The organism is Leptospira bandrabouensis, assembly GCF_004770905.1.
Taxonomy (GTDB): domain Bacteria; phylum Spirochaetota; class Leptospiria; order Leptospirales; family Leptospiraceae; genus Leptospira_A; species Leptospira_A bandrabouensis.
This window is the reverse complement of record NZ_RQHT01000014.1, coordinates 1,230,632-1,255,572: the sequence shown is the minus strand read 5'-3', so window position 1 is coordinate 1,255,572 and position 24,941 is coordinate 1,230,632. Positions and strand designations below refer to the sequence as shown.

Sequence of the window (24,941 nt, the reverse complement as noted above, 5' to 3'; positions counted from 1 at the left end):
CGCCTCATATTTCGCATTTAAGTGAACAGTCGTTCACAAAGATATCTAATAGTGTTAATTTACGTCGTTAAGTAAGTCAACCCTAAAACGGCGTTTTAATTCTTGCTTTTTGAAAAAAAGTGAACAATCGTTTACTGAATTCAACCCATGAAATTGAACAAACGATATGCCCAGAAGCTCCGCACCCACAGTAACCTGCTAGAAGGTGCTTTGCGGCTGATGGGAGAAGAAAAAGGATTGGGAGACCTAAGCCTCCGGGAAGTGGCTGGAGAAGCGGGGATTGTACCGGCTGCCTTCTACCGTCATTTTAAAAATATGGAGGAACTGGGTTTGTCCCTTGTGGATGACTGCGGGGGGAAAATCCAAGCCATCGTAGGGGATGCCAGAAACAAAGGAGCTTACAAATCGGCCTTAAGGCTAACCATTGGGTTTTTCTTTGACTACGTTTCCAATAACCGCTCTCTTTTTCGTTTTATCGCCCGGGAAAGAACGGGAGGAAACCAAAAGATTCGAGAGAAAATCAGGGAATCCATGAAATCCATAGCCACAGAATTAGCAAAGGATATGCGAATGCCAAAAACCATTCCTGTGGACGATATCCAATTTGCTTCCGAATTGATCGTGAGTATTTGTTTTCAAATGGCTTCCGATTTTTTGGATCTTTCCCCGGAGGCACATACGGAAATGAGAAAACTAAAACTCCAAACGATCAAACAAGTGCGATTAGTTTTTATTGGTACAATTCGAGGTAGAAAACGAAGATAAAGTCGGTAAACGAAAACGATTTAAGTGTTTTAGTCCTTGTTGTTATGAGGAAAAGAAATCATTATATTTAGTCCTTCTCCTTTTTTGGAAACGGATGAAAATACTCCTTTGAGTTGGGAGGTCAAACTACGAATCAACTCGTAACCGAAATGGTTTCCTTTTTCTATATTCACAGAATCAGGTAATCCTTCACCATCATCCCCAACAGATAATATAATGTTTTCATTCGAACAAGATAAATGAATTCGAATTTCACCAGCTTTTTCATTCGGATAAGCATATTTCAATGCGTTGGTTAATAGTTCGTTTAAAATCAATCCAAGTGGTAAGGTTCGTTTTAGGTCCAATCGAATGTTGTCCAACTTTACATCGAATCGTATTTTTGTGGGATTCAGTACAAAAATATCATGTAGGCTAAATACCAAGTCTTCGATATATTTTCTTAAATCAACAGACTCCAAGTCTTCAGATTGGTAAAGGTTTTCATAAACCTTTGACATTGACATGATACGAGATTGAGCATTTAAAAACGACTGTTTGGCGACTTCATTCTCAACCTTAAAGGATTCTAAATTCAAAAGCCCTGAAATGATCGCAAGGGTGTTTTTAACTCTATGTTGTAGTTCTTTTAAGAGTACATCTTTTTCTTCTAAAGACTTCGCTAATCTGTTTTCTATATCGAGGATCTTAGTTACATCTAAGTTAATCCACAAAATGAAACGTTCACCAGCGATTTCAAAGGCCTGACTAAACACAAGGACTTCATACTTGTTTCCGTCAGTGTGTTCCACAGACATCCTTTCTCCTGACATTCTGCCTTTTTCTTTATAGATTCTGTTTAGTTTTTCGTTTTGTTCTGGATTGCTCCATGCTTTGAATTCGTTAGTTTTTTTACCTACTACTTTTGCCTTATCAAATTGAAAGATAGTTTCCATTGCGGAATTTAAATCCAAATAAGTACCATCTTTTACTGTTGAGATAGCCATTGCAATCGGGCTTAGTTGGAAAACCTTTGCATAAAGACTTTCCCCATCTTTTGGAGGTACCATAACAGGCTTGTTTGGTGTTTCTCTAAAAACAATTACGATACCGTTTAATTTTTTATCAGCATCCAAAATAGGTGACACAGTTTCTGTAACATGCGTTTCGCGACCAGAGCGAGAAATGATAATCAAATCATTTCGACGTTCTGTCTGAAGGAGTTCAACCTCGGAAGTTAAAAATGGATAAGAGACCCTTGTCCTTGCATCAGCATGCACTAAATATAAAAATGAGTTAAGATCCTTTTCCATTAAATCGGCTTTGTTATAACCCAACATATCCAAAGCTTTATGGTTGATCTCTCGAATGAATCCTTCTTGTGAAAGAACAATGACTCCATCACCCATTGCTTCAAAAGTGATACGAAGTTCTTTTTCTCTGAAAGCTAATGTTTGTTCTGCTCTATAGAGTTGTAATGCAGACCGAATCATACATTCAACTATTTCTGGACTTGATACTTTCGGAACATAACCGTAGTGTTTTATTTTACATACTCTATCTAATATTTTATTATCAGAATAACCACTGACAAAAAGGATAGGGATTTCACGGTAAGATAGAATCTTTTCTGCTAATTGGATTCCATCCAAACCATCAGATAAATTAATATCCATTAAGATTAAATCGAATTTTTCACCTGCAGTAATGTAATCGTAAGCATCAGTGGAATTGGAAACATACTGAACAGAATACCCTTTATTTTTCAAAAATTCCGATTGGGAGATCGCAAGTATAGCTTCATCTTCTACCAAAAGAATATGACCTAAACTTTGTTTGAGTTCCGTTAGCGGCATAGAGGGTTCTATCGATCTTCATAAGTAGCCGATAGAAATGCAATCGATTATGAGTTTTAAATTTCATGAAAAAAACAAAAACTCTTGCAATAAAATTTATAGGTAAATGTTGAACGAATGTCAGGTCTCCGTTTCTAAAAACCAGTTAAACTTTAGATTATGTCGATTTTTACGCACAAACTGCTGTTCGTTGACATAATTATCACGTAAGATTCCAGACTACGGATTTTTTTATATCAAACGTTCTTTTTTCAAATTGAACTCGCAAGAAGTCCGGACCACAATTTAAAACATATTTTTCAGAGTATAAGCAATTCCCAAAAGGTAGGTAAAAACTGAGGAATAGTCACTAACTCATGTTATAAACTCATTCGATGAAATTTAAAATTAAGGCTCAAAGTAAGCTAGATTTTCTGGACCTTCGTGTATGACGATCCGTCTGATTCTTCCTTCTGAGGATTTTACATCCTCTTTCAATCCGGAATAAAACCAACGTGCTACATTTTCCGAGGTAGGGTTGATTCCTTTAAAATCTGGGTGGTCGTTGATGAGAATGTGGTCGATGGAGTGAACCAGTTCCATTAGTTTGGTGCGTGCTGTTAAAAAATCGTAAGAGATTCCATCTGGACGAATGTTCGTATTTCCCTCTAAAAATACCTCTACCTTCCAGGAATGGCCGTGGATGGGCTCATCGGAGCCATCGGCAAAATACTGGTAGAGAAAATGGGCCGACTCAAACCGCCCCTCGATCCGGACATAAAATTTCCCGTTTTCTTGGGTAAACATTCCATTGACGAATAGAGCATAGTCCAATATTTGTATAGTAATTTCCTTCCTTGGGGTTCTTAAGATGACTGAAACAACAAAACCGCGCTTTTTTAAAGAAATGACTGTGGGCGAAGCGATCGCCATCCATCCAGAAGCAGGGCTTGTTTTCTCCAGCTACCATTTAGGTGGATGTTCACATTGCTCTATTAACGAAGTAGAAACGATTGAACAAGTTTGTATGGGTTATGGTGTCGAAGTAGACACTCTTATTGACTCACTGAACAACCTTTTCGCTGAAGAATAAGTTCTAGTTCTTCACTCTACTACAAGGGCCGCCTACGGCCCCTGTGTCTTCTTTCCCACCTCAAACTGAAATTCGTAGGTCTACGATGGCAAAAAATTTTGTACGTTTTCAATATAAAAACCAAGTTGATTGGGGATTGATCGTTAATGAAGAAGTTTTACCTTTACATATTGGTGATATAACTACCAAGAATTTGTTAGTTGGTCTTCAAAAAAAAAGAATCAAAACTCCTACAAATATTCAATCGCAAAAAAGGATTTCTAAAAACAAAATTACTATTTTGTCACCAATCACCGCACCTTGCCAAATCATTTGCCAAGGTGCCAATTACACAAAACATTCGTTAGAAGCTGGTCTCAATCCGAAATCAAAAACATATAACTTATTTTTTACTAAATCTGACGTATCGATCACAACTGCAATCGGAGATGTGATCCGACCTAAATATGTAGAACTTTTGGATTATGAAATTGAATTAGGAATTGTATTTGGAAAAGAAATCAATTCCACTCTCCATTTAGATTCTTACAAACCAGAAGAATATATTGCGGCTCTATTTATTGCTAATGATATTTCAGCAAGAGACATCCAACTTCCCCAATTACAATGGTATAAAGGTAAATCTTACCGAACCTTTTTTCCGGCGGGCCCCATTCTTTCTGTTTTAGAGCCAAATGATTTTGAAAAGATTCCTTTGTTAGAATTGAACCTCACTGTCAATGGCCAGTTACGACAGTCAGCAAAAGCCACCCAAATGGTGTATCCGCCGAAAGAAACTATCGCCGAACTTTCCGAATTCGCAAAGATCCAAGTGGGTGATATTCTGTTAACTGGAACACCATCCGGTTGTGCGCTGAAAGCTCCAGGAAAACTAAAACAAATATTCGCAAGTTTTCTTCCTGAACACAAAAAATGGAAAGTTTTTATCGAGGGACAAAAAAAACGAAACGAATATTTACAGCCTGGAGATGAAATCAAAGCAAACATTCGTACATCTGACGGAAAGTTAGATTTGGGAGAACAAATCCTTCAAGTGAAACAAGGATCATAGAAATGGACAACCTAACTTACAGTATACCTGGTTTATTATTTCCTGCAATTTCTTTGCTGATGCTCGCTTACACCAATCGCTTTTTTGGACTGGCAAAACTTTCCAGACAACTTTTATCCGAATATGAGAAATCTAAATCCGAAATTTTAAAAAAACAAATTCATAACTTACGATTTCGTATTTCTTTGATCCTATACGCACAAAGTGCAGGAATCTTTAGTTTGATCTTATGTACTTGTTCAATGGGAATGATCCCATTTTATAATATTGTGGCTTGGATTCTATTTGCCTCTTCACTACTTTTTATGGTAGTATCACTGATTCTAGCATTGATAGAAATCCATTTATCAGTGATCGCCTTAGACTTAGAAAGAAATTCGATTTTAAATACGAATGACAATCTTTCCAAAATGTGATCCCGATCGTAAATATCGTATCGCATCTGCAGATTCTTCCAATGAAAATACTTTGTCTATAATTGGGCGCAGACCCGAAGATTCGATTGCTTGGTTCATTTCGATAAAGGCTTTTCTCCCTCCGACCACCAAACCTTGAATTTTTAAATTGTTCATCACTGCGGGAAGTAAATTGAGTTCACCTGATTTTCCTGCGAGAATTCCTATCAAATGAATCACACCAAACGGTCTACAGGCGGCAATGGATTGTTCTAAGGTTCCCGCCCCACCCACTTCAATGATATGATCTGCTCCCACTTTTTCGGTGATCCTACGAACTTCCTTTCCCCACTCCAGAGTTTCCTTATAATTGATTAAGTAATCAGCTCCTAACTCTTTTCCACGTTCTAGTTTTTCACTACTGGAGGAAGTAAGGATGACTTTGGCACCTACCAACTTTGCAAACTGCAATGCAAAAATAGAGACTCCACCTGTTCCTTGTACAACGACAAATTCACCAGGTTTCAACTGGCTAAACTGAAATAATCCAGACCAAGCAGTGAGGGCCGCACAAGGTAAAGTAGCGGCTTCTTCATAAGACAAATGAGAAGGAATTCGGACAAGTCCCGTTTCCGGAACTAAAGCAAACTCGCGTAAGGTGCCAGGAAGGGGGCCACCGATAGTATGACGCATTTCTGAATGGGTTGCTTCTTTTGAAATCCACTTAGGTGCGAATGTGAGTAGAACTCGATCGCCCACTTTCCATTCGTTTACTTCTGAACCAATCGCAACAACCTCGCCTGCACCATCACTACAAGGTACCAAAGGAAGTGGAAATTTAGGATTGTATTTGCCTTCCACTACTAAAGAATCTCTGTAGTTTAACGAAGCTGCCCGCATTCGAACCAGAACTTCAGTTGGGTTTGGTTTTGCCGGTTCCGAAACCTCTACAATTTTTAAATGATCCAGACCAAAACTTTGGATTTGAGCTTGTTTCATACCTTCCCCTATTTTCTTTCCTAATAAATAAACATAACAATAGTTATACGAACTATTTATTTAGTATAATTTCACCTTTTTCATTCAAAGGGAAAAAAGGATTGTAAGCTACTTCAAAAATATGACCTTCAAAGTCTTTAAAATATCCGCTATATCCTCCCCAAAAAACTTTTTGAGGTTCTTTGAGAATGGTTGCACCTAACGAGCGCACTTTGTTGATTACGGCATCAACTTCTGCTTCACTTGTTTGGTTTTGAGCCAAAGTGATTCCTGAAAACTCTTGTCGTTTCTGAAAAGGAATTCCAATATCCTCAGCCAATGCTTTTTCACCAAACAAAGCAAAAACGACGGCTCCTAATTGGAAAAAAGCAATATTTTCATTACTTTCTTCCGATCGTTTCCAACCAAGTCCCTTTTCATAAAAATTTATGGAACGTTGTAAATCAGAAACGCCAAGTGTGATTAAATTGATTCGAGGATACATAAACGAATTCCTTTTGTTAAAACATGAACTTTTAGAAAATAAAAAATGAGAAATAGGGAAATGGATTCACAAAACGAAAGTTTTATGGTAAATGGAGCCATTGGGTGGCGGGTGGATAACCCCACCCAGTCTCAATAGGGCGGGGACTTGTACCTAAATACTCACCCGGAAAGAATTACTTCTTTCCAAGTCCTGTAGTTTTTGCACCAACGAGGATTGACATGTTTCCTGCTGGGTGTTTGTTTTCTCTCATCAATTGGTGGCATTCACCTGTTTGATCGAAAGTAAAAGTTTGTGCTAAAACTGGATCCACTTTTTTATCAATCACCAATTGGTTGAGGTCACGACAGTTGTCGTCGTTTGCGAAGTGAGAACCTTGCAGACGTTTTTGTCTCATCCACAGATAACGTAAGTCAGCTGTTGCATTAAAACCAGTGGTTCCCGCGCAAATCACAACCATACCACCTGTTTCACAAACAAATACAGAAGTAGGAAGGGTAGTTTCACCCGGATGTTCAAATACGATTTGTGGATTTTTACCTTTACCAGCAATGTCCCAAATCGCTTTTCCAAATTCACGAGCTTGTTTAGTCCATTCCACAAATGCTTCTGGTTTGTTGATATCAGAAGTAAGTCCACCCCAATGTTTGAACTTGTTACGGTTGATCACACCAGCAGCACCTAAATTTTTACAAAAATCAATTTTATCATCGGATGAAACAACTGCGATGGGAATACCACCAGCTGCTTTTACAATTTGGATTGCCATAGCACCAAGTCCACCGGCACCACCCCAAATCAGAACCACATCCCCAGGTTTTACATCATTTGGTTTCCAATGGTGTAACATTCTGTATGCGGTTGCAGCAACTAACATATAAGCAGCGGATGCTTCCCATGTTAGGTGTTGTGGTCGAGGAAGGCATTGGTGATCTTGTACTTTGCAGAACTGTGCAAATGAACCCCAGTTGGATTCATATCCCCAAATGATTTGGGAAGGCGCATACATTGGATCTTTACCAGAAAGAACCCACGGATCTTTTGGATCCCACATCGCGCAGTGAACAACAACTTCGTCACCCACTTTTACATTCTTAACTTCAGATCCAACTTTATAGACAATACCGGAAGCATCCGATCCGCCGATGTGGAATTTTTCGGGTTCGCCTTTTTTGTTACGAGCTGCAATTACATCAACAGGATAGCCAAGTGCCGCCCAAACGTTGTTATAGTTCACTCCGGCTGCCATGGTCGCAACGAGAACTTCGTTCGGACCGATCTCCGGAACATCAATGACTTCTGATTGGAAAGAAGTTTTCGGCTCGCCGTAACGTTCCGGGCGAATGACCTGCGCGTGCATTTTTTTGGGCACAACTCCAATAGGAGGTAGTTCCCCTACTGGTACGATTTCTACGTTGCTCATAGATTACCTTTTACGAATAAAATTTATAGAGTTTCTTAGAACGTTTTAAAAAAGGCGTCAGATGTCAATCGCTTCCCCACTCCATCGAGAAGGCAAATGTCCAGGCAGATTGGTAGAGTCGATACTCACGATCTCTCTGTAATGGGTATCGATAAGCCAAACTCATATTGTATTTCTCAGAAAAATTCCAAGAAAATCCAGCACTTGCTTCGGTAAAGTAGGATGGATTCAATTTATCTTTTACTTTTGAATAATCAACACCGTTGTAAGGATTGCGATACAAAAGCCCCGTAAAGAGTGAAATTTCTGGCATCAAATAATAAGTCACATAACCAGAAATGAGAGTTGTTTTTTTGAACTCATACTCCGGCTCTGGAGGTGATGCTGAAAGTTTTCTAAAATAATAAGGGATACCATCATTGTCTTGTAAGTTGTTTGGTTGGGGACGTGAGAGTGGAGCCAGTCCACCAATCTTAGTCACAAAGGACCACTTTTCATACAAATACCCAAGTTTAATAAACCCAGTACCTGTATAATAATTTCCTCCTGTAAACCGGTCTGTATCCGGTCCACTTGGAAAACCTACGGAACCTTCAATCACAAAAAAGTAAGGTTTATCCAAATCAAAGAATGGTTGGTATTTAAAACCAAGATAGGTTTTGCCAATCCTTGCCGCATCTTCTCTTCCTCTTTGTTGGTAATAGTTCCAAGGGACAGAAGCATTGAGTGCAAATCTCCCGTCATAAAAATTCATTTCAGCAAAGGCTGTTGTCGTAAAGAGATGACTATTTTCACGAGTCGATTGATAATAATCTTGTGTCACCACCAAATAGTTAGTTGGTTTTTCCCTCTTTCCCGTAAATGGATCCACAAATCTTGCTGTGGCATTGGGACTATCCGACGAACCAGTGTGATGCGAATATATTGATTCTGCGAAAATGAATAGAAAAAATAAAATTAAAAAACTATGTTTCATCGTTCCACTCCAGGGAAACAACCAGGAAAACTAAAAACGATATCTTCTGCTTGGAGATTTTGTTGAAGGATATTGTATAAAGTCACATTCGAAACTTTGGAAATGACCACGGGCCCCGCTACTAGTGACAATTGTTGTAAAAACCGTAGAGGTGTTCCGGACACTGTCCGATCTTGAAAAAGGGAAGAAAGAGAGATTAGAATTTCTATATTTCCAGATCTTTCCGGTTTGATTGGGATTTTGCATTTAGGAGTGATGGATTTAATTCCTTGCGGAAGTAGAATCGTAACATCCTTTCCTCCCACATCCATCCGAATATAAATCTCTTCCCAACTTACATTCGCTACCGCTACCACTCCTAATGGCATACTCGAAACCCTTGTGTTTGGATAAAGAAAACTAGCACCTGTTTCCGTTGTGCTATTGCTCGTTGTAATATTAGAAACTGTTCCCGCTGATAAAAAAGGATACGACTTTCCGTACAAATCATCCGCCGGCAAATCGAGAGGCACTGTATACGGTGTATGAGTTTTTGCTATGGCATTCGAACTTTTTTCCGAACCAGAAGTAGACACACCTAAAACTTGGTTAGGAGGATTGATGCGGTAAGTTCCCGTTTCCCAATTTATATAGGTACTACTTTGGATGGTGATATTGTAACCCACGGCATTACTTGTTAAACTAAACTGATTTAGATTATCATCTGCTTGGTCATCATAACTGCGAAGATTGGTTCCAATGGGAATCGTTTGGTTGTTGTTAAAAAAGATCAAATTCTGCAAAATCGCCAGTTTGTCTTTGTTACTATCACCCACCGAACCAAAAGTGCAATGAGTGAAAAAAAGGAATAAACCAGATATTAGAGTGTAACGACTGAATAAAGATTTCATCAAAAGGGACTCGCAAACTTGGGATTCGATAAAAACTCATCATCGGTCAGTGCTAAAAGAAAATTTACCATATCGTCTCTTTGTGAATCAGAGATCGGAAAGGCCCGAATGAGTGCCCCATCTTTTCCACTATGGGCTTGCCCCCCCGAACGATAATGGTCTACAACTTTCGTCAGTGCATCCCTGGCACAATCCACCTTTGTTTTTCCGGCGGTGATATTCGGATTGTTTGCATTATCACACATAAAAGATCCATCATGCATATAAGGATAGGTAACACCAATATTTCGTAAAGATGGGGCTCGAAACTTTCCTGTATCGGATGCCACACCAGTCAAATCGAATAACCCGCGTTTATTGCTTGCTAATCCAGCATAATAGGCATCCGTATGGATTCCATTACTATGATAAAAGAATTCTTCCTTGGCTCCCCCATGAAAGGAAGTGTCAGTAAAGTTAAACCCTCCATGACAATGAAAACATTCTGCCACTTCCCCATTAAATAAATTGAGTCCCCTTATTTCTGAAGCGTTTAATGCGGATTTGTTATTCCTAAAAGTGTATTGGTCGTACTTGGAATTTCCAGAAATCATCGATCTTTGGAAACTAGCAAGGGCATAACGTACATTTTGTTCGGTAATTCCGGAACCACCAAAAGCACGTTCAAACATAGGTTGGTAAATGGGATTGGAAGCCAAGGCACTTAAAAAATTATTATTCTGTAGTCCAAGCTCCACAGGTGATTCACCAAACATAGGAGCACGTGCTTGTAATTCCAAACTTGTCATTTTTGGATTACTCCAAGTAAGCCTTGGCATATACGCGACGTTAGAAAGATGTTGGGCGTTTCTTGGATGGGCTTGGTTTGTAATCCCACTGGGAAAATCCTTTCCATCAGCAAATGCCAAAGATTGAAAATGGCAACTGCTACAAGCCATAGTTCCATTTCCTGACAATTTCTTTTCATAAAATAAATGTCTACCTAGTTCGACTTTGGATTTGGACATAGGATTGTCCGCAGGAACATTTGGTACTGGAAAACCGGGAGGTAAATCCCAAACCCAGTCAGAACCATTAGCCAAAATTCCAAGAGCTATCAACAACATATCATTGTTTTTTTCTTTTTTCTGAAATGGCAGGACATTACAGCTAATGAAAAAACTTACCAAAAAGAAAACGGTGGGATGAAAAAATTTCATAATTAATATCCTTAATCACTTAAAGGGTTAGTATTGTATGATACTAACCCTTTCAATTTTACTTTAAACTAAAGATCCTTTGTGTATAGGTTCCATCTGCAGCACCATTAGTATCATTCAATCCAAATGCTCTGATTAGAGGTTGACATGTTGCAGCAGCATCACCAGGCATACACATACCCATATTCCCATAGGTATGACCAGTTAACAGTTTATCTACATCCAAAGAAATTTTCTGATTTCCTGGATTAATCTGACCAGTAAGCTGCACTGAAGTACGGAATTTTTTTGTACAATTTCCATAGTTTGGTGCACCACTACAATTAGTTGATCCAAGATGCAATAAAGTATACTCAGTTCCGTCGTTTTTATAACTAAACTCAATATTTGCATGTTTGTATCCACTGGTCCAAGCCCAATACATAGAACTAACATTAAGTGGTGCTGGTTGTACATTTTTATCTAAATGGTTTAATGCTTCAGGAACTCCGACAGTAAATTGGATTCCTGTATAGGTTCCAGGAGCAACAGTACCCAATACCTTCGTATTGGTTTCCGTTGTTTTAGAAGTTTCTAAATCCACAAGAGCCACTCCGTTGGATTGCCAAACATTGTCCGTCGCAAAAGATACTTCTGAAGTTGATCCATCTGCACGTATAAGCTTAATTTCCGATATAAACAATCGGAAATCACTAAATCGAACCGTACGAGCATCTGCAAGTGTATTGGAACCAGAAGTAATCTTTTGCCCATTTGCTAAAGCTTCAAATTCTAAACTCACAGGTTGAGGCCATGCCAATGCTAAAAGTGTCAAAGTATCCGTGTCATCGGATTTGGAATTTGGATTACAGGATATAAATCCTGTTACCAATATGGAAATAATAAATGTTTTAAATAAATTCATAAATACCTAATATTCTAAATTACTGTTTTTCTTTAATTACAGTAGATACAAAAACCTACTGTTTGGATCAACTTTCAGTTCAGAACTTAGATACGAGGTGGTCTTAGTAAAGTGGGGATTTTTCCATCCAGAAGAACGGAAGGAGACTCAGTCATTGTATAAATGATATCAGAAGATGGAACCAATATGTTTGTTAAGCTTGGTCGATCCATTGTTTGGTGATGCATTCTCAATGAAACTGCATCTTTTTTTTGTTTTTTACAAGAACAGAGATGGGCCTCTCCTGCTTTTGCATCATGACAACTAGGTTTGAGAGTCTCATGAGCGGAGGATTGGTGATCGTGAGAAGAAGTGACTGCGACCGAGGTTTCCTTGTCTTCGGAAAAAAGTTGGTCTTCCGTGTTCCCATGTTTTTCCTTTTTGGATCCATGGTTACACTGACAAATTTTTGATGCAGACTCCACACAATAGCCTAGCAACCCACTCCCTAAAAATAGGAATTGGGTACAGAGGAAAAGAGCCAAACTACCCGCAATCCACCGTCTAAAGAGCATCCACCCCATCTTTGGTCACCCAACCCAAAAATCGAGCCATTTTTGGACAAATTTAGTGTCCCCCCTCCTGGCCTTTGAAAACATGGTATTGGAACCAATGCAAACGAGCTAGAGGCCATCAGATGAAACGTACGGAACTAGAACGCAGGGAAAGAGAACTGCGAAAGGCAGAAAAGAAGAAGATCCTACCAGGTCAAAAAGAGGCCATGAGCGTAGGGGATTACATTGACTCCCTATTTGGAATGTTTCGTTATGATTCGGATGAGATTTTTAATGCATCCGATGACGAAAACATTTTGGAACTTCTGGAAAACATGAAAATGGAACATCCAGAAAAACAGTGGGACGTAATCATACGCAAGGCTGTCAATAAAACCAAAGTAGAACAAAAAGAGAAGGCTTACGACTCACTTCGTATCCTTGCAGGAATTCCTGCAGTCACTGCTTAATTCCTTTTTTCCACTACAAACAGATTTACAAAGGAAGGTCTTCGTCTTATACTTGTGACCTTCCTGTATGAAACGGATACTCACCTTCATTCTGTTATGTCTCTTTCAAACAAACGTATTTGCTGACCCTAAAAATTGCCCCAACACCACTCCAGTTGCACTCTCTTCCTTCCAAGGGAAAACTTTTGACCTATCCCAGCACCTCACTTACTTTTCGACAAAGCCTTCCCTTCAATCTCTATCAAAAGTGACAAACCACTTCCAAACTTTTCGTACAGAAAAATCAGCCGGTGTAATTCCGAATTTTGGAAACACTGACAAACAATATTGGTTTTGTTTTGTGATTCAAAATGATAAAAACCATTACAATCGAATCATTACTTATATAAAATACCCATTACTGGATGAGGTTAAATTTTTCGCCTTACGAGAATCAGGTGAAATCTCAGAAAATACTCAAGGTAGACTCTATCCTTTTAGAAATAGAGAAAGAGATTACAGGGGATTCAGTTATGGAACTGACCTTTTGCCGGATGAAACAGTCACTTATTACGTAGGTGTCAAAACAGATAGTTCGATGTCTGTCCCACTCATGGTCGCAGAAGAAAAAGATTTTGATAGTTTTGTTTCTTTGGATACCTTATTACAAGGTTTTTATTTCGGAATTGTGGGTGTGATGACTTTATACAATCTTTTTGTATATTTTATGGTTCGGGATAAAGCTTATATTTTTTATGTTTTGTACTTATTTTTATCCGCAATTTTATTTCAATTTTCTATGCAAGGATTGTTTCCTGCACTTTTTTTTCCGTCCTCACCTGAGTTAGTTTATCATATACACAATCCACTTTACTTTCTTTTTTTAATCTCCTGTTTTCCCCTAAGTATCACCTTTATGAATTTAAAGGAAAACTCTCCTTTCATTTACAAATGGTTTATAGCACTGAGTATCATCCCGATTGTTAGTTTTTGCCTTTTGCCATTTTTTCCCTATCGATTGATGAATAAAACAGGAGATCTATTTTCGTTTTTACTCGCTTTTTTTGCTTTAGTAGTCTCTTTTTACATTGCTTACATAAAAAAATTCCCACCTGCTAGATTTTATTTTTTTGGGTTTTTCTTTGTGATTGTTGGCGGACTTGCTACCGTTCTCAGGTACATGGGTTTTCTTCCTGTGAATGTTTTTACCGAAAATGCCTTTCAAATAGGAACTGCTATCGAAGTATTACTGATGGCATTTGGTTTGGGTGATCGAATTTCCGTGGTTCGCAAAGAAAAAGACAAAATCCAACTCAAAGCAGAAATCAACAAACAGAAGTTAATCGCCTATGGAAAAGAGCTAAAATTAGCTCAAAAACTACAAGAGTCCACTTTGCCACAGGTTCTTCCTAAATTCCCAGGCCTCATCATCAAAACAGGATATTTCCCTGCCTCATTGGTGGGTGGAGATTTTTATGACCTAACCGTTTACGGCAAACACCAAATTTGTGGACTCATTGCCGATGTGACCGGACACGGTGTACCTGCAGCCATTGAAGCTGCCATGTTAAAAATTGCTTATATGCAAACCTTGGCCTTTGCCAATAAACCAGGAAAGGTTTTGGAGAGTATCAATGTTTCTCTTGTTGGTAATTATAAAAATCAATTTTTAACTGCCAGTGCGATCTTTATCGATTTGGAACAAAAACTATTAAAAGTAGCCAATGCCGGACACCCCGCCTTATACAAGTTCAACGAACAGTCCACATCGATTGAAGTGATCCGTCCCAAAGGAAAACTCATCGGATATGCAAAAGAAGTACAATATCCAGAGGAAACTTACAAACTCGCAACCGGAGATAAAATTTTACTTTTTACCGATGGGATTTGGGATTTGTGGGAAAATGGAGATTCGGGAGAAGAGGAACTGCTCCAGTGGTTACTCACAAGAAAAGCAGAGTCAGTGGAATCTTTGTATGGTGGGATTGATGAACACATTCGCCTACGGAACAAAGAAGGTCCCGCAGACGATGATATAACATTGATTCTATTTGAAATTACTTAATCAAATTAGGCGGACTAAACGTCCGCATAAATTGCCGCATTCAATAGTCTGGAAATATTGTCCAAGTTACGAGACACATCACGGTAAAGTAGAGCTGGCATCAAATTATCTTTTTTCTGATACTTTTTCTTCTTCACTTTAGAATCGTTCTTTTTTATGGAACGAATCATTTGGAAACGATACTCACGGCTTTGGTTACGAATTTGTGGGTTACCAAGGATATCAAAAGTTTCACTTTGATCCAAGTTCACGAGCAAAATGTCGTAGTGGTGTTTGAGTAAATCCATTTGTTCTTTTACGGAATTACCGAACGTTTTGTCCAAAGAAACTTTTTGGCGGTGAGATTTTCTCATTTTTCTTGCAATTGAGGCAAAGTTATCACCCATTTCTTCCACTGCCTTCACCCTTTCCATAATTCCTAAAACGTCTTTTGCATAGTTTCCGGTAATCCCAGTTTCTTGGATTTGGTTTAAGTAAGTGAGAACTTCTGTACGAACTTGGTCCAACTCTTCTTCTTTTTTTAATACCTGAAGGACACGGGCAGCATCATAAGGTTGTAACAAAATTTGTTCTGTTAACCTTAGGAAATCATAAGTATCACGAATGATTTTTTTCGTGAACTCCACAAGTTCCACCATCGCTAGTTCTGTTGTTTTTACAGCACCAGCTTGTAATAACCGAATGGAATCTTTGTCTTTTCCTGTTTTGGAGGCGAGGCCGTCTACAATGGCACTCACCACTTTCGAGATTGTATTCACAAACCAAATAAGGATTAACGTATTTGTAATGTTAAACATTGTATGAAACAAGGAAATATGGAATCTAGTAGATTCTTTATCTGTCAGTGGATCTCCAGGAATCAAATCATCTACGATTCCTGTAAACAGTTTGAAAAAGAGGAGTGCCCAAACCACACCGAACACATTGAACATCGTATGCGCCAGCGCGGCTTTTTTAGCATTTCGATTTCCCGGAATGGCCGCAAGGTTAGCTGTGATAGTGGTTCCAATATTTTCCCCAAGGATCATACCATAAGCCGCATCAATCGGGATGTAACCAGAGAACGCGAGTGTAATGGTAATGGTTGTGGAAGCAGAAGAGGATTGAATCACAATCGTTAGTAAGGCACCAATCAATACAAACAACAATATGGTGTTGAATCCCATATTTGTGTATTGTTGTAAAAAGAGAAAACTTTCAGGGTCTTTGGCACTATCAGGAACTGATGATTTTAAATAATCCAATCCTAAAAACAAAAATCCAAATCCAATTAGGAAACTTCCCCAACCAGATCTGCTTTCTTTTCTTGAAAAGTTTAAGATCACCCCTGCTGCCACAGCTGGCAAAGCAAACGATGCAATATTGAACTTAAAACCTAAAAAAGATACAATCCATGCCGTGATGGTGGTTCCAATATTGGCTCCCATAATCACACCGATGGCCTGGGCAAGAGAAATTAAACCAGCGTTTACAAAACCAACCACAAGAACGGTGGTTGCCGAACTAGATTGTATTGTAGATGTAATAAATAGTCCGCTGAACACAGCAGAGACTCTGTTTCTCGTCATAGACGAAAGAAAGGAACGAAGCCTATCTCCCGCCACGCGTTGTAAGGACTCACTTAGTAATTTCATCCCGTAGATGAAAATTCCGAGCCCACCTAAAACTTGAATGAGTAGTGACCAATTCATAGATGTAATATTTCCAAGGTTCAATTTCTTTGATTACAATTTGGTACCAACCTTTTATTCGGTTGCAGTATTTTTTTCCATTGGTAGAATGTAATGAATATGTCAAAAACCATCAGCAAAGGAATGGTTGTAGGATTTTCCTATCACCTAAAGAACGCCCAGGGAGAAACTCTGGACCAATCAGACGAACCACTATTATACCTCCACGGCTGGCAGAACATCATTCCCGGTTTGGAGAAAGAACTAGAAGGATTAGTGAACGGAGATTCTAAAAATGTGACTGTACCACCTGAAGATGGTTATGGGACATATAACGAAGCTCTTATCTTTCAAGTCCCCAAAACAGAACTCCCTCCAGAAGCAGAGTTAGAAGTGGGAATGGAATTCCAAACGGACACTCCCGAAGGTAGAATGGTTCTATATTTACAAGAGGTTCGTGACGCCGATGTCATACTGAACGGCAATCACCCGTTAGCCGGAGAAACCCTCCACTTCGCTGTCACGATTAAATCCATTCGTGAAGCCACGGAAGAAGAATTACAACACGGTCACGTGCACGGTCCAGGCGGACACCACCACCACTAGAAATCCTTTTTCGCAATTTTCTCTCTGGGTCTTCTTTCAGATTGCTTTTTTTAGAAAGGGTAATTACACTGACAGAAGATTCAGAGTATTGTTGATTTTCACCGCCGAAGTAGTCCTTTCAAGCTTGCACGCTGGTAGCTTTCCCAAGTTTTTCCCTGCATTTTTCTGGAGTTCTTACCCAAAATCCCTTTTAGGGTCCCGACGATTGTAAATCTAGAATTCCCGAGTCAACTTTAACAAACAGGACAAAAACTATGTCAGTAAACATTTACGTTGGCAACCTCTCTTACGATATGACTGAAGGTAAACTCAGTGAGCTTTTCGGAGCACACGGAGCAGTAACTTCTGCAAAAATCATCACTGACCAGTATTCTGGTCGTTCTAAAGGTTTCGGTTTCATCGAAATGAAAGATGGAAAAGAAGCTGATAACGCGATCAAAGATCTTAACGGAAAAAACGTTCTTAACCGTGAGATGAAAGTAAACATCGCAAAACCTAAAACTAACAACTGGAGATAATCTAGTTTGTTAAAAACCGTCGCTTAACTTTGTTTAAGTGGCGGTTTTTTTTTGCCTTTTTCGTTTTTTGAATTTAACTTCCTACCAAACTCACGTCCAAAACTCAGACAATCCGAATAGACTCCAAATAAAATCATTCACCTTTCTTTACCTTATCTCGTTGACAATTGATCGATCTTCATCTAGTATTACGAAAGAGGTATCGATATGGGAAAAGTGACAGTCTCACCAAAATTTCAAGTGGTCATTCCAAAAGAAATTCGTGAACAAATCGGTGTTAAAGCTGGTATGAAACTCGAAATGATAACTTTTGGAAATCGAATGGAGTTAATCCCTATTGAACCAATTAAAAAATTGAAAGGTTCTTTAGCCGGTATGGACAGTAAATTAAATCGTGATGGAGATCGAATTTGAATGTAGTTGATTCTTCCGGATGGTTAGAGTATTTCGGTGGCACGAATCGAGCGAATTTATTTTCTGAAGCCATTGAAAAAACGGAAACCTTAATTGTTCCAAGTTTGTCTTTATTTGAAATTTTCAATAAAGTTTATAAAGAAAAGGGTGAAGACCTTGCTCTTAAAATTGTAGCCCATATGCAACTCGGTACGGTGATCAATTTGGATTCGAGAATTTCTATTTATGCTGCAAAGATCAGTGTAGAAAAGTCAATTCCGATGGCAGATAGCATTATTTATGCAACAGCCCAATTAAATAAAGCAACACTTTGGACTCAAGACAATGATTTCAGGGGTCTAGCAGGGGTTAAGTTTTTCGATAAATAGAAAGTTAAAGTCAGAATAGTCCGAAAAAACGTATTTTCAATCGCCACATTTCTCTAGTTTTAATTTTTCCATCTTAGCAAACTTCATCTATAAATTAGAAAAATCGTTCTTATTTTCCAATCCTTTCCTACAATACCAACTTATATTTTCCTTTCATCTTCTCGATTTGATCTTCTGGAATCTGATGTGTATTCTTTCCGCCATGTCGATTCTCGACTGTGACAACAAAAAGTCTATATCCAAATTCTTTCGCCAAACTAATGTAAGGTTCTAGTTCCCAATCTAAAGTAAATGTATTGTCCACAATCACAAAAGGGACACCGAGTTCCAGTGCTTGTTTGGTTTTGGCTTCGCAGTCTTTATATGCTAAATGGTTTTTTTGATAATCAAAATGATATTCACCGGCTTCATCTTCAAAATAAGAATCAATAGAATAAATAGGTGCTCCGTTGGTGAAGGAAATGGATTTTGCTAAACTTGATTTTCCGGAACCGGGAATTCCTCTTAAAGCAAGTAGTGTTTTGGCTGTCTCACTTGAGGTGTGATTTTTTTCAGAGTTCGACAAATTTTTGGGTTCCATTTTCCAAATCCTAGTTCTTTTTCCTCGTAGGGAAAGAGAAAAATCTAGCCTAGAATGATTCTATCTGAAAGAATAGAGCAGAAACAAGGAGACTTTTGTGTCATACGAAGCATATAAACTCATTCATATTTTCGGAATGTATCTTTTATTTTTATCCCTCGGCGGTATCACCCTCTACACCATCAATGGGGGAAAAAAATCGGAAAACAAATTCAAAACTGCGGCAGCCATTTTTCATGGTGTTGGACTTTTACTTTTAATCGTTGCAGGGTTTGGACTCATGAAGTTCCGAGGAATTTCACATTCCGCACTTCCAGTTTGGGTAATTTTGAAAATCGTCATCTGGCTTGCGTTTGGTGGACTATTGGCAATGGCTTCTAAAAAAGAAAAATTTGCCAAAATCCTTTGGTTTGTATTCCCACTTTTGGGACTTGCCGCAGCTTACCTAGCCTTCTACCAACCGTTTTAATTTTCTAAATCATAACTCTCCCGTTGCATCAGATGCGGGAGAGTATCATTTTTTCATTCCCACCTTTTTCTTTTTCGATTCTCCAAACAAACTCTGTCTACATTAAGAATAGAATGGGATCTCTAATGATTCGTGAGGGAATATGAAAACAAGAATCGAAACTGACTCAATGGGTGAAATTGCGGTAGAAATCTCTCGTTATTGGGGTGCACAAACCGAACGTTCCCTCCACCACTTTCACATTGGCAATGATAGATTTCCTAGAGAAATGATTCGAGTTTTTGGAATTTTAAAAAAGTGCGCAGCTATCACAAACCATGAACTCGGAATTTTATCCAAAGAAAAAACAAATCTCATAGTAAAAGCGGCAGATGAAGTCATCGAAGGCAAATTGGATGACCACTTTCCTCTTGTGGTTTGGCAAACAGGTTCGGGCACACAAACCAATATGAATGTAAACGAAGTCATATCCAACCGTGCCATTGAAATGGCAGGAGGTGTCCTAGGTTCCAAAACTCCCATCCATCCCAATGATGATGTGAACAAAGCGCAAAGTTCAAACGATACCTTCCCTACAGCCATGCACATTGCCTGTGCCGAACAACTCGTTCACAAACTGACTCCCGCCTTACAAACACTTCACGATACTTTGGAGAAAAAATCAAAAGCATTTGAGAGTATCATTAAAATTGGAAGAACTCATTTGCAAGATGCCACTCCTCTTACCTTAGGACAGGAATTTTCTGGTTATGTGCAGCAGCTTTCTTATTCCATAGATAGAATCAAACGAGTGTTACCGTCTGTGTATCGATTGGCTCTCGGGGGAACAGCCGTAGGAACAGGACTCAACACCCATCCTAAATTTGCAAAGGAAGCTGCCGCTGCGATTGCCAAAGAAACAGGACTTCCTTTTGTCAGCGCAGAAAACAAATTTGAGGCACTTGCCGCCCACGATTCATTAGTCGAAGTCAGTGGAGTTTTAAAAACCATTGCTTGTTCTCTGATGAAGATCGCAAACGATATCAGGTGGTTGGCTTCGGGTCCACGTTCAGGAATCGGCGAAATTTCCCTTCCCGAAAATGAACCCGGCTCTTCCATTATGCCAGGAAAAGTGAATCCTACCCAATCCGAAGCTATGACGATGGTGGCCGCTCAAGTCATTGGGAATGATGTGGCAGTGAATGTAGGAGGATCTTCCGGTAATTTTGAACTGAACGTATTTAAACCTTTGATTATATTTAATGTTCTCAATTCCATACGACTACTAGCAGATGTTACTTTGTCATTTGAAGAACATTGTGCCAGGGGTATTGAACCAAACCTTGAAACGATAAATCAAAACTTAAAACGGTCACTGATGCTTGTGACAGCACTCAACCCACACATAGGGTATGACAATGCTGCCAAAATTGCCAAACTGGCTCATAAAGAAAATTCAACCTTAAAAGAAGCTGGGATCAAATTAGGAATTCTTACGGCCGAAGAATTTGATCTTTGGGTAAAACCAGAAGCGATGATTTGAAATTACTTTCTGAACACCGCGGTGTGTGTGCGTATAACTTCAAGTTAACTCCTACCACAGTGTCTTTTCGCCTTCCTTTTGAAGGTGAAAATTAATTATTTGGTTATTTATAATCCCGATCTTTTGGTAAAAAAGATTCAAATTCCAATCTTTCTTTGTGCCAAATGGGATTAGAAACATCTCCAGACCATTCAAAACAAGATACAAATTGAAAGTTTTTATCATCTCTTTTGGCCTCACCCTCTGCTGTTTGATGTTCCATACGAAAATGTGCCCCACAAGATTCTTCTCTCAATAGTGCATCCAAACACATAAGCTCAGCTAACTCTAGATAGTCTTTCATTCTTCCCGCTTTTTCTAATTCTGCATTTTTAGAATAAACGTCTTTCGGAACTTTTATATTTCCTGATAAAAAATCTTCTCTTAGTTTTTGAATCGTATCGATGGCGGATTCTAAGTCCGCTTGAGAACGTTTTAATCCACAAGCATCATATAAAATTTTACCTAATTCTTTGTGGTAATCATCTATAAGTTTTTGTCCATTTGCTTTGGTATAAAAATGAATTTCGTTTTTAATCTTTTCTTCAGATTCTAAAAAACTAGGATGATCCGTGGAAACGAGAGGTGAGTTTACTTTATCATAAAGATAATTAGGAAGTGTGGCAGGAAGGATGAAGTAACCATCTACCGATGCTTGTAATAATGAATTGGCTCCCAATCGATTGGCACCATGGTCGGCAAAATTTGCTTCTCCTATTGCATATAGTCCAGGAACACTCGTCATCAATTCATAGTCCACCCACAATCCGCCCATAGAAAAATGTGCCGAAGGAGAGATTAACATTGGTTCGCTCAAAGGATCAACATTTGTTATTTTTTGATACATATCAAAAAGATTTCCATACCGAGCACGTAATACTTCTTCTCCCAATGTTTTTTTTGCGTCTTTAAAATCCAAATACACTGCATTTTTTAAGGGACCAACACCAAAACCCAAATCGATTCTCTCTTTTGCCGCGCGAGAAGATATGTCTCTAGGAGCTAAGTTACCATAAGAAGGATATTTTCTTTCTAAGTAATAATCCCTTTCCTCCTCAGGAATCTCCCCTGGTTGCCTACATTCGTCTTTTGATTTGGGAACCCAAATTCTTCCATCATTTCGTAAAGATTCTGACATTAAGGTTAGTTTTGATTGGTATCCGTTTGATTGTGGGAGTGAGGTAGGATGGATCTGGGTCCAACTTGGATTTGCAAACAAGGCACCTTTTTTATGAGCTCGCCAAACTGCTGTTGCATTACATCCTAATGCTAGGGTGGATAAATAATAAATTTTTCCAAATCCACCAGAAGCAACAACAATCGCATGTGCTGCATGTTTTTCCAAATGTCCATTTAACAAATTGCGAACGATAATACCCTTTGCCTGGCCATCAATGATGATATAATCCAAAAGTTCCGTATTTGTATATAATTGAACATTGCTTAGGTGCACTTGACGCATCAATGTTTGGTAGGAACCAAGTAACAATTGTTGCCCGGTTTGCCCTTTGGAATAAAAAGTTCGGCTGACTTGCACTCCACCAAACGAACGATTCTCTAAATAACCACCATACTCTCGGTTAAAAGGAACACCTTGGGAAACGGCAAGATCGATAAAAGGAAGGGAACACTCGGCTAATCGATACACATTTGCTTCACGAGAACGGAAGTCACCACCTTTTAATGTATCCCGAAACATGCGGGTAACACTATCCCCATCATTTTTATAATTTTTTGCCGCATTCACTCCACCTTGAGCAGCAATGGAATGGGCTCGCCTTGCGGAATCATGAAAACAAAAAGATGAAACTTGATAACCTTGTTCCGCGAGAGTCGCTGCAGCTGCACTCCCAGAAAGACCAGTACCCACAACGATGATTTTGAATTTCTTTCTATTGTTAGGTGAAATTAATTTAGAATTCCTTTTAAAGAGATTCCATTTTTCTTCCAATGGACCATCTGGGATTTTTGAGTCCCAAAAGAATGATTTTTTTTCCTTTTCATTCATAACTTCTTAGACAAACAAATGAAAAGGATTCATTAGAAAATTTTAATTCAACATTTGGAAAAAATCATTTCCTTTATCATCTACTACGATGAAGGCAGGGAAATTTTCCACGTCAATCGACCATACCGCTTCCATACCTAACTCAGGGAAATCCAACACTTCTACCTTTTTAATATTTTCTTTCGCAAGAAGAGCTGCTGGACCACCAATCGATCCGAGATAAAACCCACCATTTTTTTTGCAACTATCAGTGACAACTTTGGACCGGTTCCCTTTCGCAAGAGAAATCATCGAATAACCTTTCTCTTGGAATAGTGGCACATAACTATCCATACGACCCGCAGTCGTTGGTCCAAAAGAACCAGATGGCATCCCTTCTGGAGTTTTGGCAGGACCTGCATAATACACTGGATGGTTTTTGAAATATTCAGGAAGTGGTTCGCCCTTATCCAATTTTTCCTTTAACTTGGCATGTGCGATGTCACGAGCTACAACCAATCGACCCGACAACATAACACGTGTTTTAACTGGATATTTAGTTAGAACTTTTAAAATTTCAGGCATTGGTTGGTTGAGATTGATATGTACGGATTCCGTATTGGAATCCACATCATCGATCGTTGGTAAAAACTTAGATGGATCGTATTCTAGTTTTTCTAAATAAATTCCGTCTTTTGTAATTTTTGCTTTGATGTTACGATCGGCACTACAACTCACACCAAGTCCCACTGGACAAGAAGCGCCATGGCGAGGAAGTCGAATGACTTTAAAATCATGGGCCAAATACTTTCCACCAAACTGAGCTCCAATTCCTGATTTTTGAGCCGCCAGTAACATTTTTTCTTCCAGTTCTATATCGCGGAAGGCAGATCCAAATTTGTCTCCTTTGGTTGGCAAATGGTCCAAATACCCAGCTGACGCCAGTTTTACGGTCTTTAAATTGGCTTCTGCTGACGTTCCTCCAATCACCACTGCGATATGGTAAGGAGGACAGGCTGCTGTACCCAAGTTGGATACTTTTTCTGTGATGAATTTTTCGAGAGAAGCCGGATTGAGAAGTGCTTTTGTTTCTTGGAAAAGATACGTTTTGTTCGCAGACCCACCCCCTTTTGCCAAAAATAGAAAACTGTATTTATCGCCAGGTGTAGAATAAATATCAATCTGCGCGGGCAAGTTGGAACCAGAATTGACCTCATCGTACATTGTGAGAGGAACCACTTGTGAATAACGTAAGTTTCTGTTTACATAGGTATTATAAATTCCACGAGAAAGGGCTTCTGCGTCATCGCCACCGGTAATTACATATTCCCCTTTTTTTGCCATCACTATCCCGGTTCCTGTATCTTGGCAGGAAGGGAGTTGTTTGTCTGCGGCAATCACAGCATTTTTAAGGAGAGCCATTGCCACAAAACGATCGTTTGGTGTTGCCTCCGGGTCGTCCAAAATTTTACGAACTTTTTCTAGGTGTTTTGTTCTTAAATAAAAAGATACATCTTCCATTGCCTTTTCCGCAAGGAAGGTAAGCCCTTCCGGTTCCACTTTTAGAATTTCTTTATCACCAAAGGGGACTGTGCTTACAAAATCTTTTGTTAATAATTTGTATTCTGTGGTGTCTTCTTTTAAAGGGAAAGGATCGGCGTAAAAAAACTCTGGCATGGAAACCTCTATTTATAACTTCTAATTTCGCGGGATTCCTCGTTTCGTAAA

Annotated in this window: 26 protein-coding genes; 12 read left to right on the top strand and 14 right to left on the bottom strand. The window is 38.9% G+C overall.

The genetic code is table 11. The features are described 5' to 3' along the window. The first annotated feature begins 147 nt into the window (after window positions 1-147). Window positions 148-765 carry a TetR family transcriptional regulator gene (locus tag EHR07_RS13205; protein WP_135745495.1) on the top strand — a complete coding sequence of 206 codons (618 nt, stop codon included), beginning with the start codon at window positions 148-150 and terminating at the stop codon, window positions 763-765. 29 nt (window positions 766-794) lie between these two features. On the opposite strand, the gene EHR07_RS13200 is transcribed toward EHR07_RS13205, so the two are convergent. Both EHR07_RS13200 and EHR07_RS13195 read right to left on the bottom strand, forming a co-directional pair. After that, window positions 795-2,600 carry a PAS domain S-box protein gene (locus EHR07_RS13200; RefSeq protein ID WP_135745494.1) on the bottom strand — a complete coding sequence of 602 codons (1,806 nt, stop codon included), beginning with the start codon at window positions 2,598-2,600 and terminating at the stop codon, window positions 795-797. A 387-nt stretch (window positions 2,601-2,987) separates the two neighbouring features. After that, window positions 2,988-3,386 carry a 6-pyruvoyl trahydropterin synthase family protein gene (locus EHR07_RS13195; protein ID WP_135746288.1) on the bottom strand — a complete coding sequence of 133 codons (399 nt, stop codon included), beginning with the start codon at window positions 3,384-3,386 and terminating at the stop codon, window positions 2,988-2,990. A 64-nt stretch (window positions 3,387-3,450) separates the two neighbouring features. On the opposite strand from EHR07_RS13195, the gene EHR07_RS13190 reads away from it, so the two are divergent. The 3 genes from EHR07_RS13190 (at window position 3,451) to EHR07_RS13180 (ending at window position 5,139) form a co-directional block, all read left to right on the top strand. Continuing rightward, window positions 3,451-3,672, top strand: coding sequence for a DUF1858 domain-containing protein (locus tag EHR07_RS13190; RefSeq protein ID WP_100789227.1), 222 nt, complete (start codon window positions 3,451-3,453; stop codon window positions 3,670-3,672). Between the two features lie 85 nt (window positions 3,673-3,757). Beyond that, on the top strand, window positions 3,758-4,723 hold the full coding sequence (locus EHR07_RS13185) for a fumarylacetoacetate hydrolase family protein (RefSeq protein ID WP_135745493.1): 966 nt from the start codon (window positions 3,758-3,760) through the stop codon (window positions 4,721-4,723). A 2-nt stretch (window positions 4,724-4,725) separates the two neighbouring features. Next, window positions 4,726-5,139, top strand: a complete 414-nt coding sequence (locus EHR07_RS13180) for a DUF2721 domain-containing protein (RefSeq protein ID WP_135745492.1) — start codon at window positions 4,726-4,728, stop codon at window positions 5,137-5,139. Here EHR07_RS13180 and EHR07_RS13175 read toward each other — a convergent pair. The 8 genes from EHR07_RS13175 to EHR07_RS13140 form a co-directional block, all read right to left on the bottom strand. After that, window positions 5,107-6,117 carry a zinc-dependent alcohol dehydrogenase family protein gene (locus tag EHR07_RS13175; protein WP_135745491.1) on the bottom strand — a complete coding sequence of 337 codons (1,011 nt, stop codon included), beginning with the start codon at window positions 6,115-6,117 and terminating at the stop codon, window positions 5,107-5,109. The two genes, EHR07_RS13180 and EHR07_RS13175, sit on opposite strands and share 33 nt — an antisense overlap. A gap of 52 nt (window positions 6,118-6,169) precedes the next feature. Then, window positions 6,170-6,601, bottom strand: a complete 432-nt coding sequence (locus EHR07_RS13170; RefSeq protein WP_135745490.1) for a VOC family protein — start codon at window positions 6,599-6,601, stop codon at window positions 6,170-6,172. 175 nt (window positions 6,602-6,776) lie between these two features. Next, window positions 6,777-8,024: a crotonyl-CoA carboxylase/reductase gene (gene ccrA / locus EHR07_RS13165; protein ID WP_135573362.1), complete on the bottom strand. Its 1,248-nt coding sequence runs from the start codon at window positions 8,022-8,024 to the stop codon at window positions 6,777-6,779. Between the two features lie 64 nt (window positions 8,025-8,088). Further along, window positions 8,089-9,000: an LIC11086 family outer membrane transporter gene (locus tag EHR07_RS13160; protein ID WP_135745489.1), complete on the bottom strand. Its 912-nt coding sequence runs from the start codon at window positions 8,998-9,000 to the stop codon at window positions 8,089-8,091. Further along, window positions 8,997-9,890 (bottom strand): hypothetical protein, encoded by an 894-nt coding sequence (locus tag EHR07_RS13155; protein WP_135745488.1) that lies wholly within the window; start codon window positions 9,888-9,890, stop codon window positions 8,997-8,999. The genes EHR07_RS13160 and EHR07_RS13155 overlap by 4 nt, the downstream gene beginning before the upstream one ends. Continuing rightward, window positions 9,890-11,089: an MbnH family di-heme enzyme gene (locus tag EHR07_RS13150; RefSeq protein ID WP_135745487.1), complete on the bottom strand. Its 1,200-nt coding sequence runs from the start codon at window positions 11,087-11,089 to the stop codon at window positions 9,890-9,892. The genes EHR07_RS13155 and EHR07_RS13150 overlap by 1 nt, the downstream gene beginning before the upstream one ends. A 58-nt stretch (window positions 11,090-11,147) precedes the next feature. Further along, window positions 11,148-11,993: an MbnP family copper-binding protein gene (locus EHR07_RS13145; RefSeq protein WP_135745486.1), complete on the bottom strand. Its 846-nt coding sequence runs from the start codon at window positions 11,991-11,993 to the stop codon at window positions 11,148-11,150. An 86-nt stretch (window positions 11,994-12,079) separates the two neighbouring features. After that, the gene (locus EHR07_RS13140; RefSeq protein WP_238735535.1) at window positions 12,080-12,457 is read right to left on the bottom strand and encodes an LIC_11090 family protein; all 378 of its coding nucleotides are present in this window, start codon (window positions 12,455-12,457) and stop codon (window positions 12,080-12,082) included. Window positions 12,458-12,669: 212 nt separating this feature from the next. Between EHR07_RS13140 and EHR07_RS13135 the strand changes: the two genes are divergently transcribed. Beyond that, window positions 12,670-12,996 carry an LB_289 family protein gene (locus tag EHR07_RS13135; protein WP_135745484.1) on the top strand — a complete coding sequence of 109 codons (327 nt, stop codon included), beginning with the start codon at window positions 12,670-12,672 and terminating at the stop codon, window positions 12,994-12,996. 67 nt (window positions 12,997-13,063) lie between these two features. After that, window positions 13,064-15,040, top strand: a complete 1,977-nt coding sequence (locus EHR07_RS13130; protein ID WP_135745483.1) for a 7TM diverse intracellular signaling domain-containing protein — start codon at window positions 13,064-13,066, stop codon at window positions 15,038-15,040. A 14-nt stretch (window positions 15,041-15,054) separates the two neighbouring features. On the opposite strand, the gene EHR07_RS13125 is transcribed toward EHR07_RS13130, so the two are convergent. Next, complete coding sequence (locus tag EHR07_RS13125; RefSeq protein ID WP_135745482.1) at window positions 15,055-16,731, bottom strand: Na/Pi cotransporter family protein; 1,677 nt, start codon at window positions 16,729-16,731, stop codon at window positions 15,055-15,057. A 93-nt stretch (window positions 16,732-16,824) separates the two neighbouring features. Between EHR07_RS13125 and EHR07_RS13120 the strand changes: the two genes are divergently transcribed. The 4 genes from EHR07_RS13120 (at window position 16,825) to EHR07_RS13105 (ending at window position 18,616) form a co-directional block, all read left to right on the top strand. After that, a complete protein-coding gene (locus EHR07_RS13120) occupies window positions 16,825-17,316 on the top strand; it encodes an FKBP-type peptidyl-prolyl cis-trans isomerase (RefSeq protein ID WP_004785810.1) in 492 nt (163 codons plus the stop codon). A 254-nt stretch (window positions 17,317-17,570) separates the two neighbouring features. Beyond that, window positions 17,571-17,834 carry an RNA recognition motif domain-containing protein gene (locus EHR07_RS13115; protein ID WP_039928132.1) on the top strand — a complete coding sequence of 88 codons (264 nt, stop codon included), beginning with the start codon at window positions 17,571-17,573 and terminating at the stop codon, window positions 17,832-17,834. A 207-nt stretch (window positions 17,835-18,041) separates the two neighbouring features. Further along, entirely contained in the window at window positions 18,042-18,248 is a 207-nt protein-coding gene (locus EHR07_RS13110; protein WP_135745481.1) for an AbrB/MazE/SpoVT family DNA-binding domain-containing protein, read from the top strand. Next, window positions 18,245-18,616 (top strand): type II toxin-antitoxin system VapC family toxin, encoded by a 372-nt coding sequence (locus EHR07_RS13105; protein ID WP_135745480.1) that lies wholly within the window; start codon window positions 18,245-18,247, stop codon window positions 18,614-18,616. Before EHR07_RS13110 ends, EHR07_RS13105 begins: the two co-directional genes overlap by 4 nt. A gap of 127 nt (window positions 18,617-18,743) precedes the next feature. Here the strand turns inward: EHR07_RS13105 and EHR07_RS13100 are convergent, their stop codons facing one another. Next, on the bottom strand, window positions 18,744-19,196 hold the full coding sequence (locus EHR07_RS13100; protein WP_208739792.1) for a P-loop nucleotide/nucleoside kinase family protein: 453 nt from the start codon (window positions 19,194-19,196) through the stop codon (window positions 18,744-18,746). Between the two features lie 136 nt (window positions 19,197-19,332). Here EHR07_RS13100 and EHR07_RS13095 point away from each other — a divergent pair, with 136 nt between their 5' ends. Both EHR07_RS13095 and fumC read left to right on the top strand, forming a co-directional pair. After that, complete coding sequence (locus tag EHR07_RS13095) at window positions 19,333-19,665, top strand: hypothetical protein (RefSeq protein ID WP_208739857.1); 333 nt, start codon at window positions 19,333-19,335, stop codon at window positions 19,663-19,665. A 142-nt stretch (window positions 19,666-19,807) separates the two neighbouring features. Beyond that, window positions 19,808-21,187, top strand: coding sequence for a class II fumarate hydratase (fumC, locus tag EHR07_RS13090; protein ID WP_135745478.1), 1,380 nt, complete (start codon window positions 19,808-19,810; stop codon window positions 21,185-21,187). A gap of 103 nt (window positions 21,188-21,290) precedes the next feature. Here fumC and EHR07_RS13085 read toward each other — a convergent pair whose 3' ends face one another. After that, window positions 21,291-23,234 carry a fumarate reductase/succinate dehydrogenase flavoprotein subunit gene (locus EHR07_RS13085; RefSeq protein ID WP_135745477.1) on the bottom strand — a complete coding sequence of 648 codons (1,944 nt, stop codon included), beginning with the start codon at window positions 23,232-23,234 and terminating at the stop codon, window positions 21,291-21,293. Between the two features lie 42 nt (window positions 23,235-23,276). Further along, the gene (locus tag EHR07_RS13080) at window positions 23,277-24,890 is read right to left on the bottom strand and encodes a fumarate hydratase (protein WP_135745476.1); all 1,614 of its coding nucleotides are present in this window, start codon (window positions 24,888-24,890) and stop codon (window positions 23,277-23,279) included. Between the last annotated feature and the right edge of the window lie 51 nt (window positions 24,891-24,941).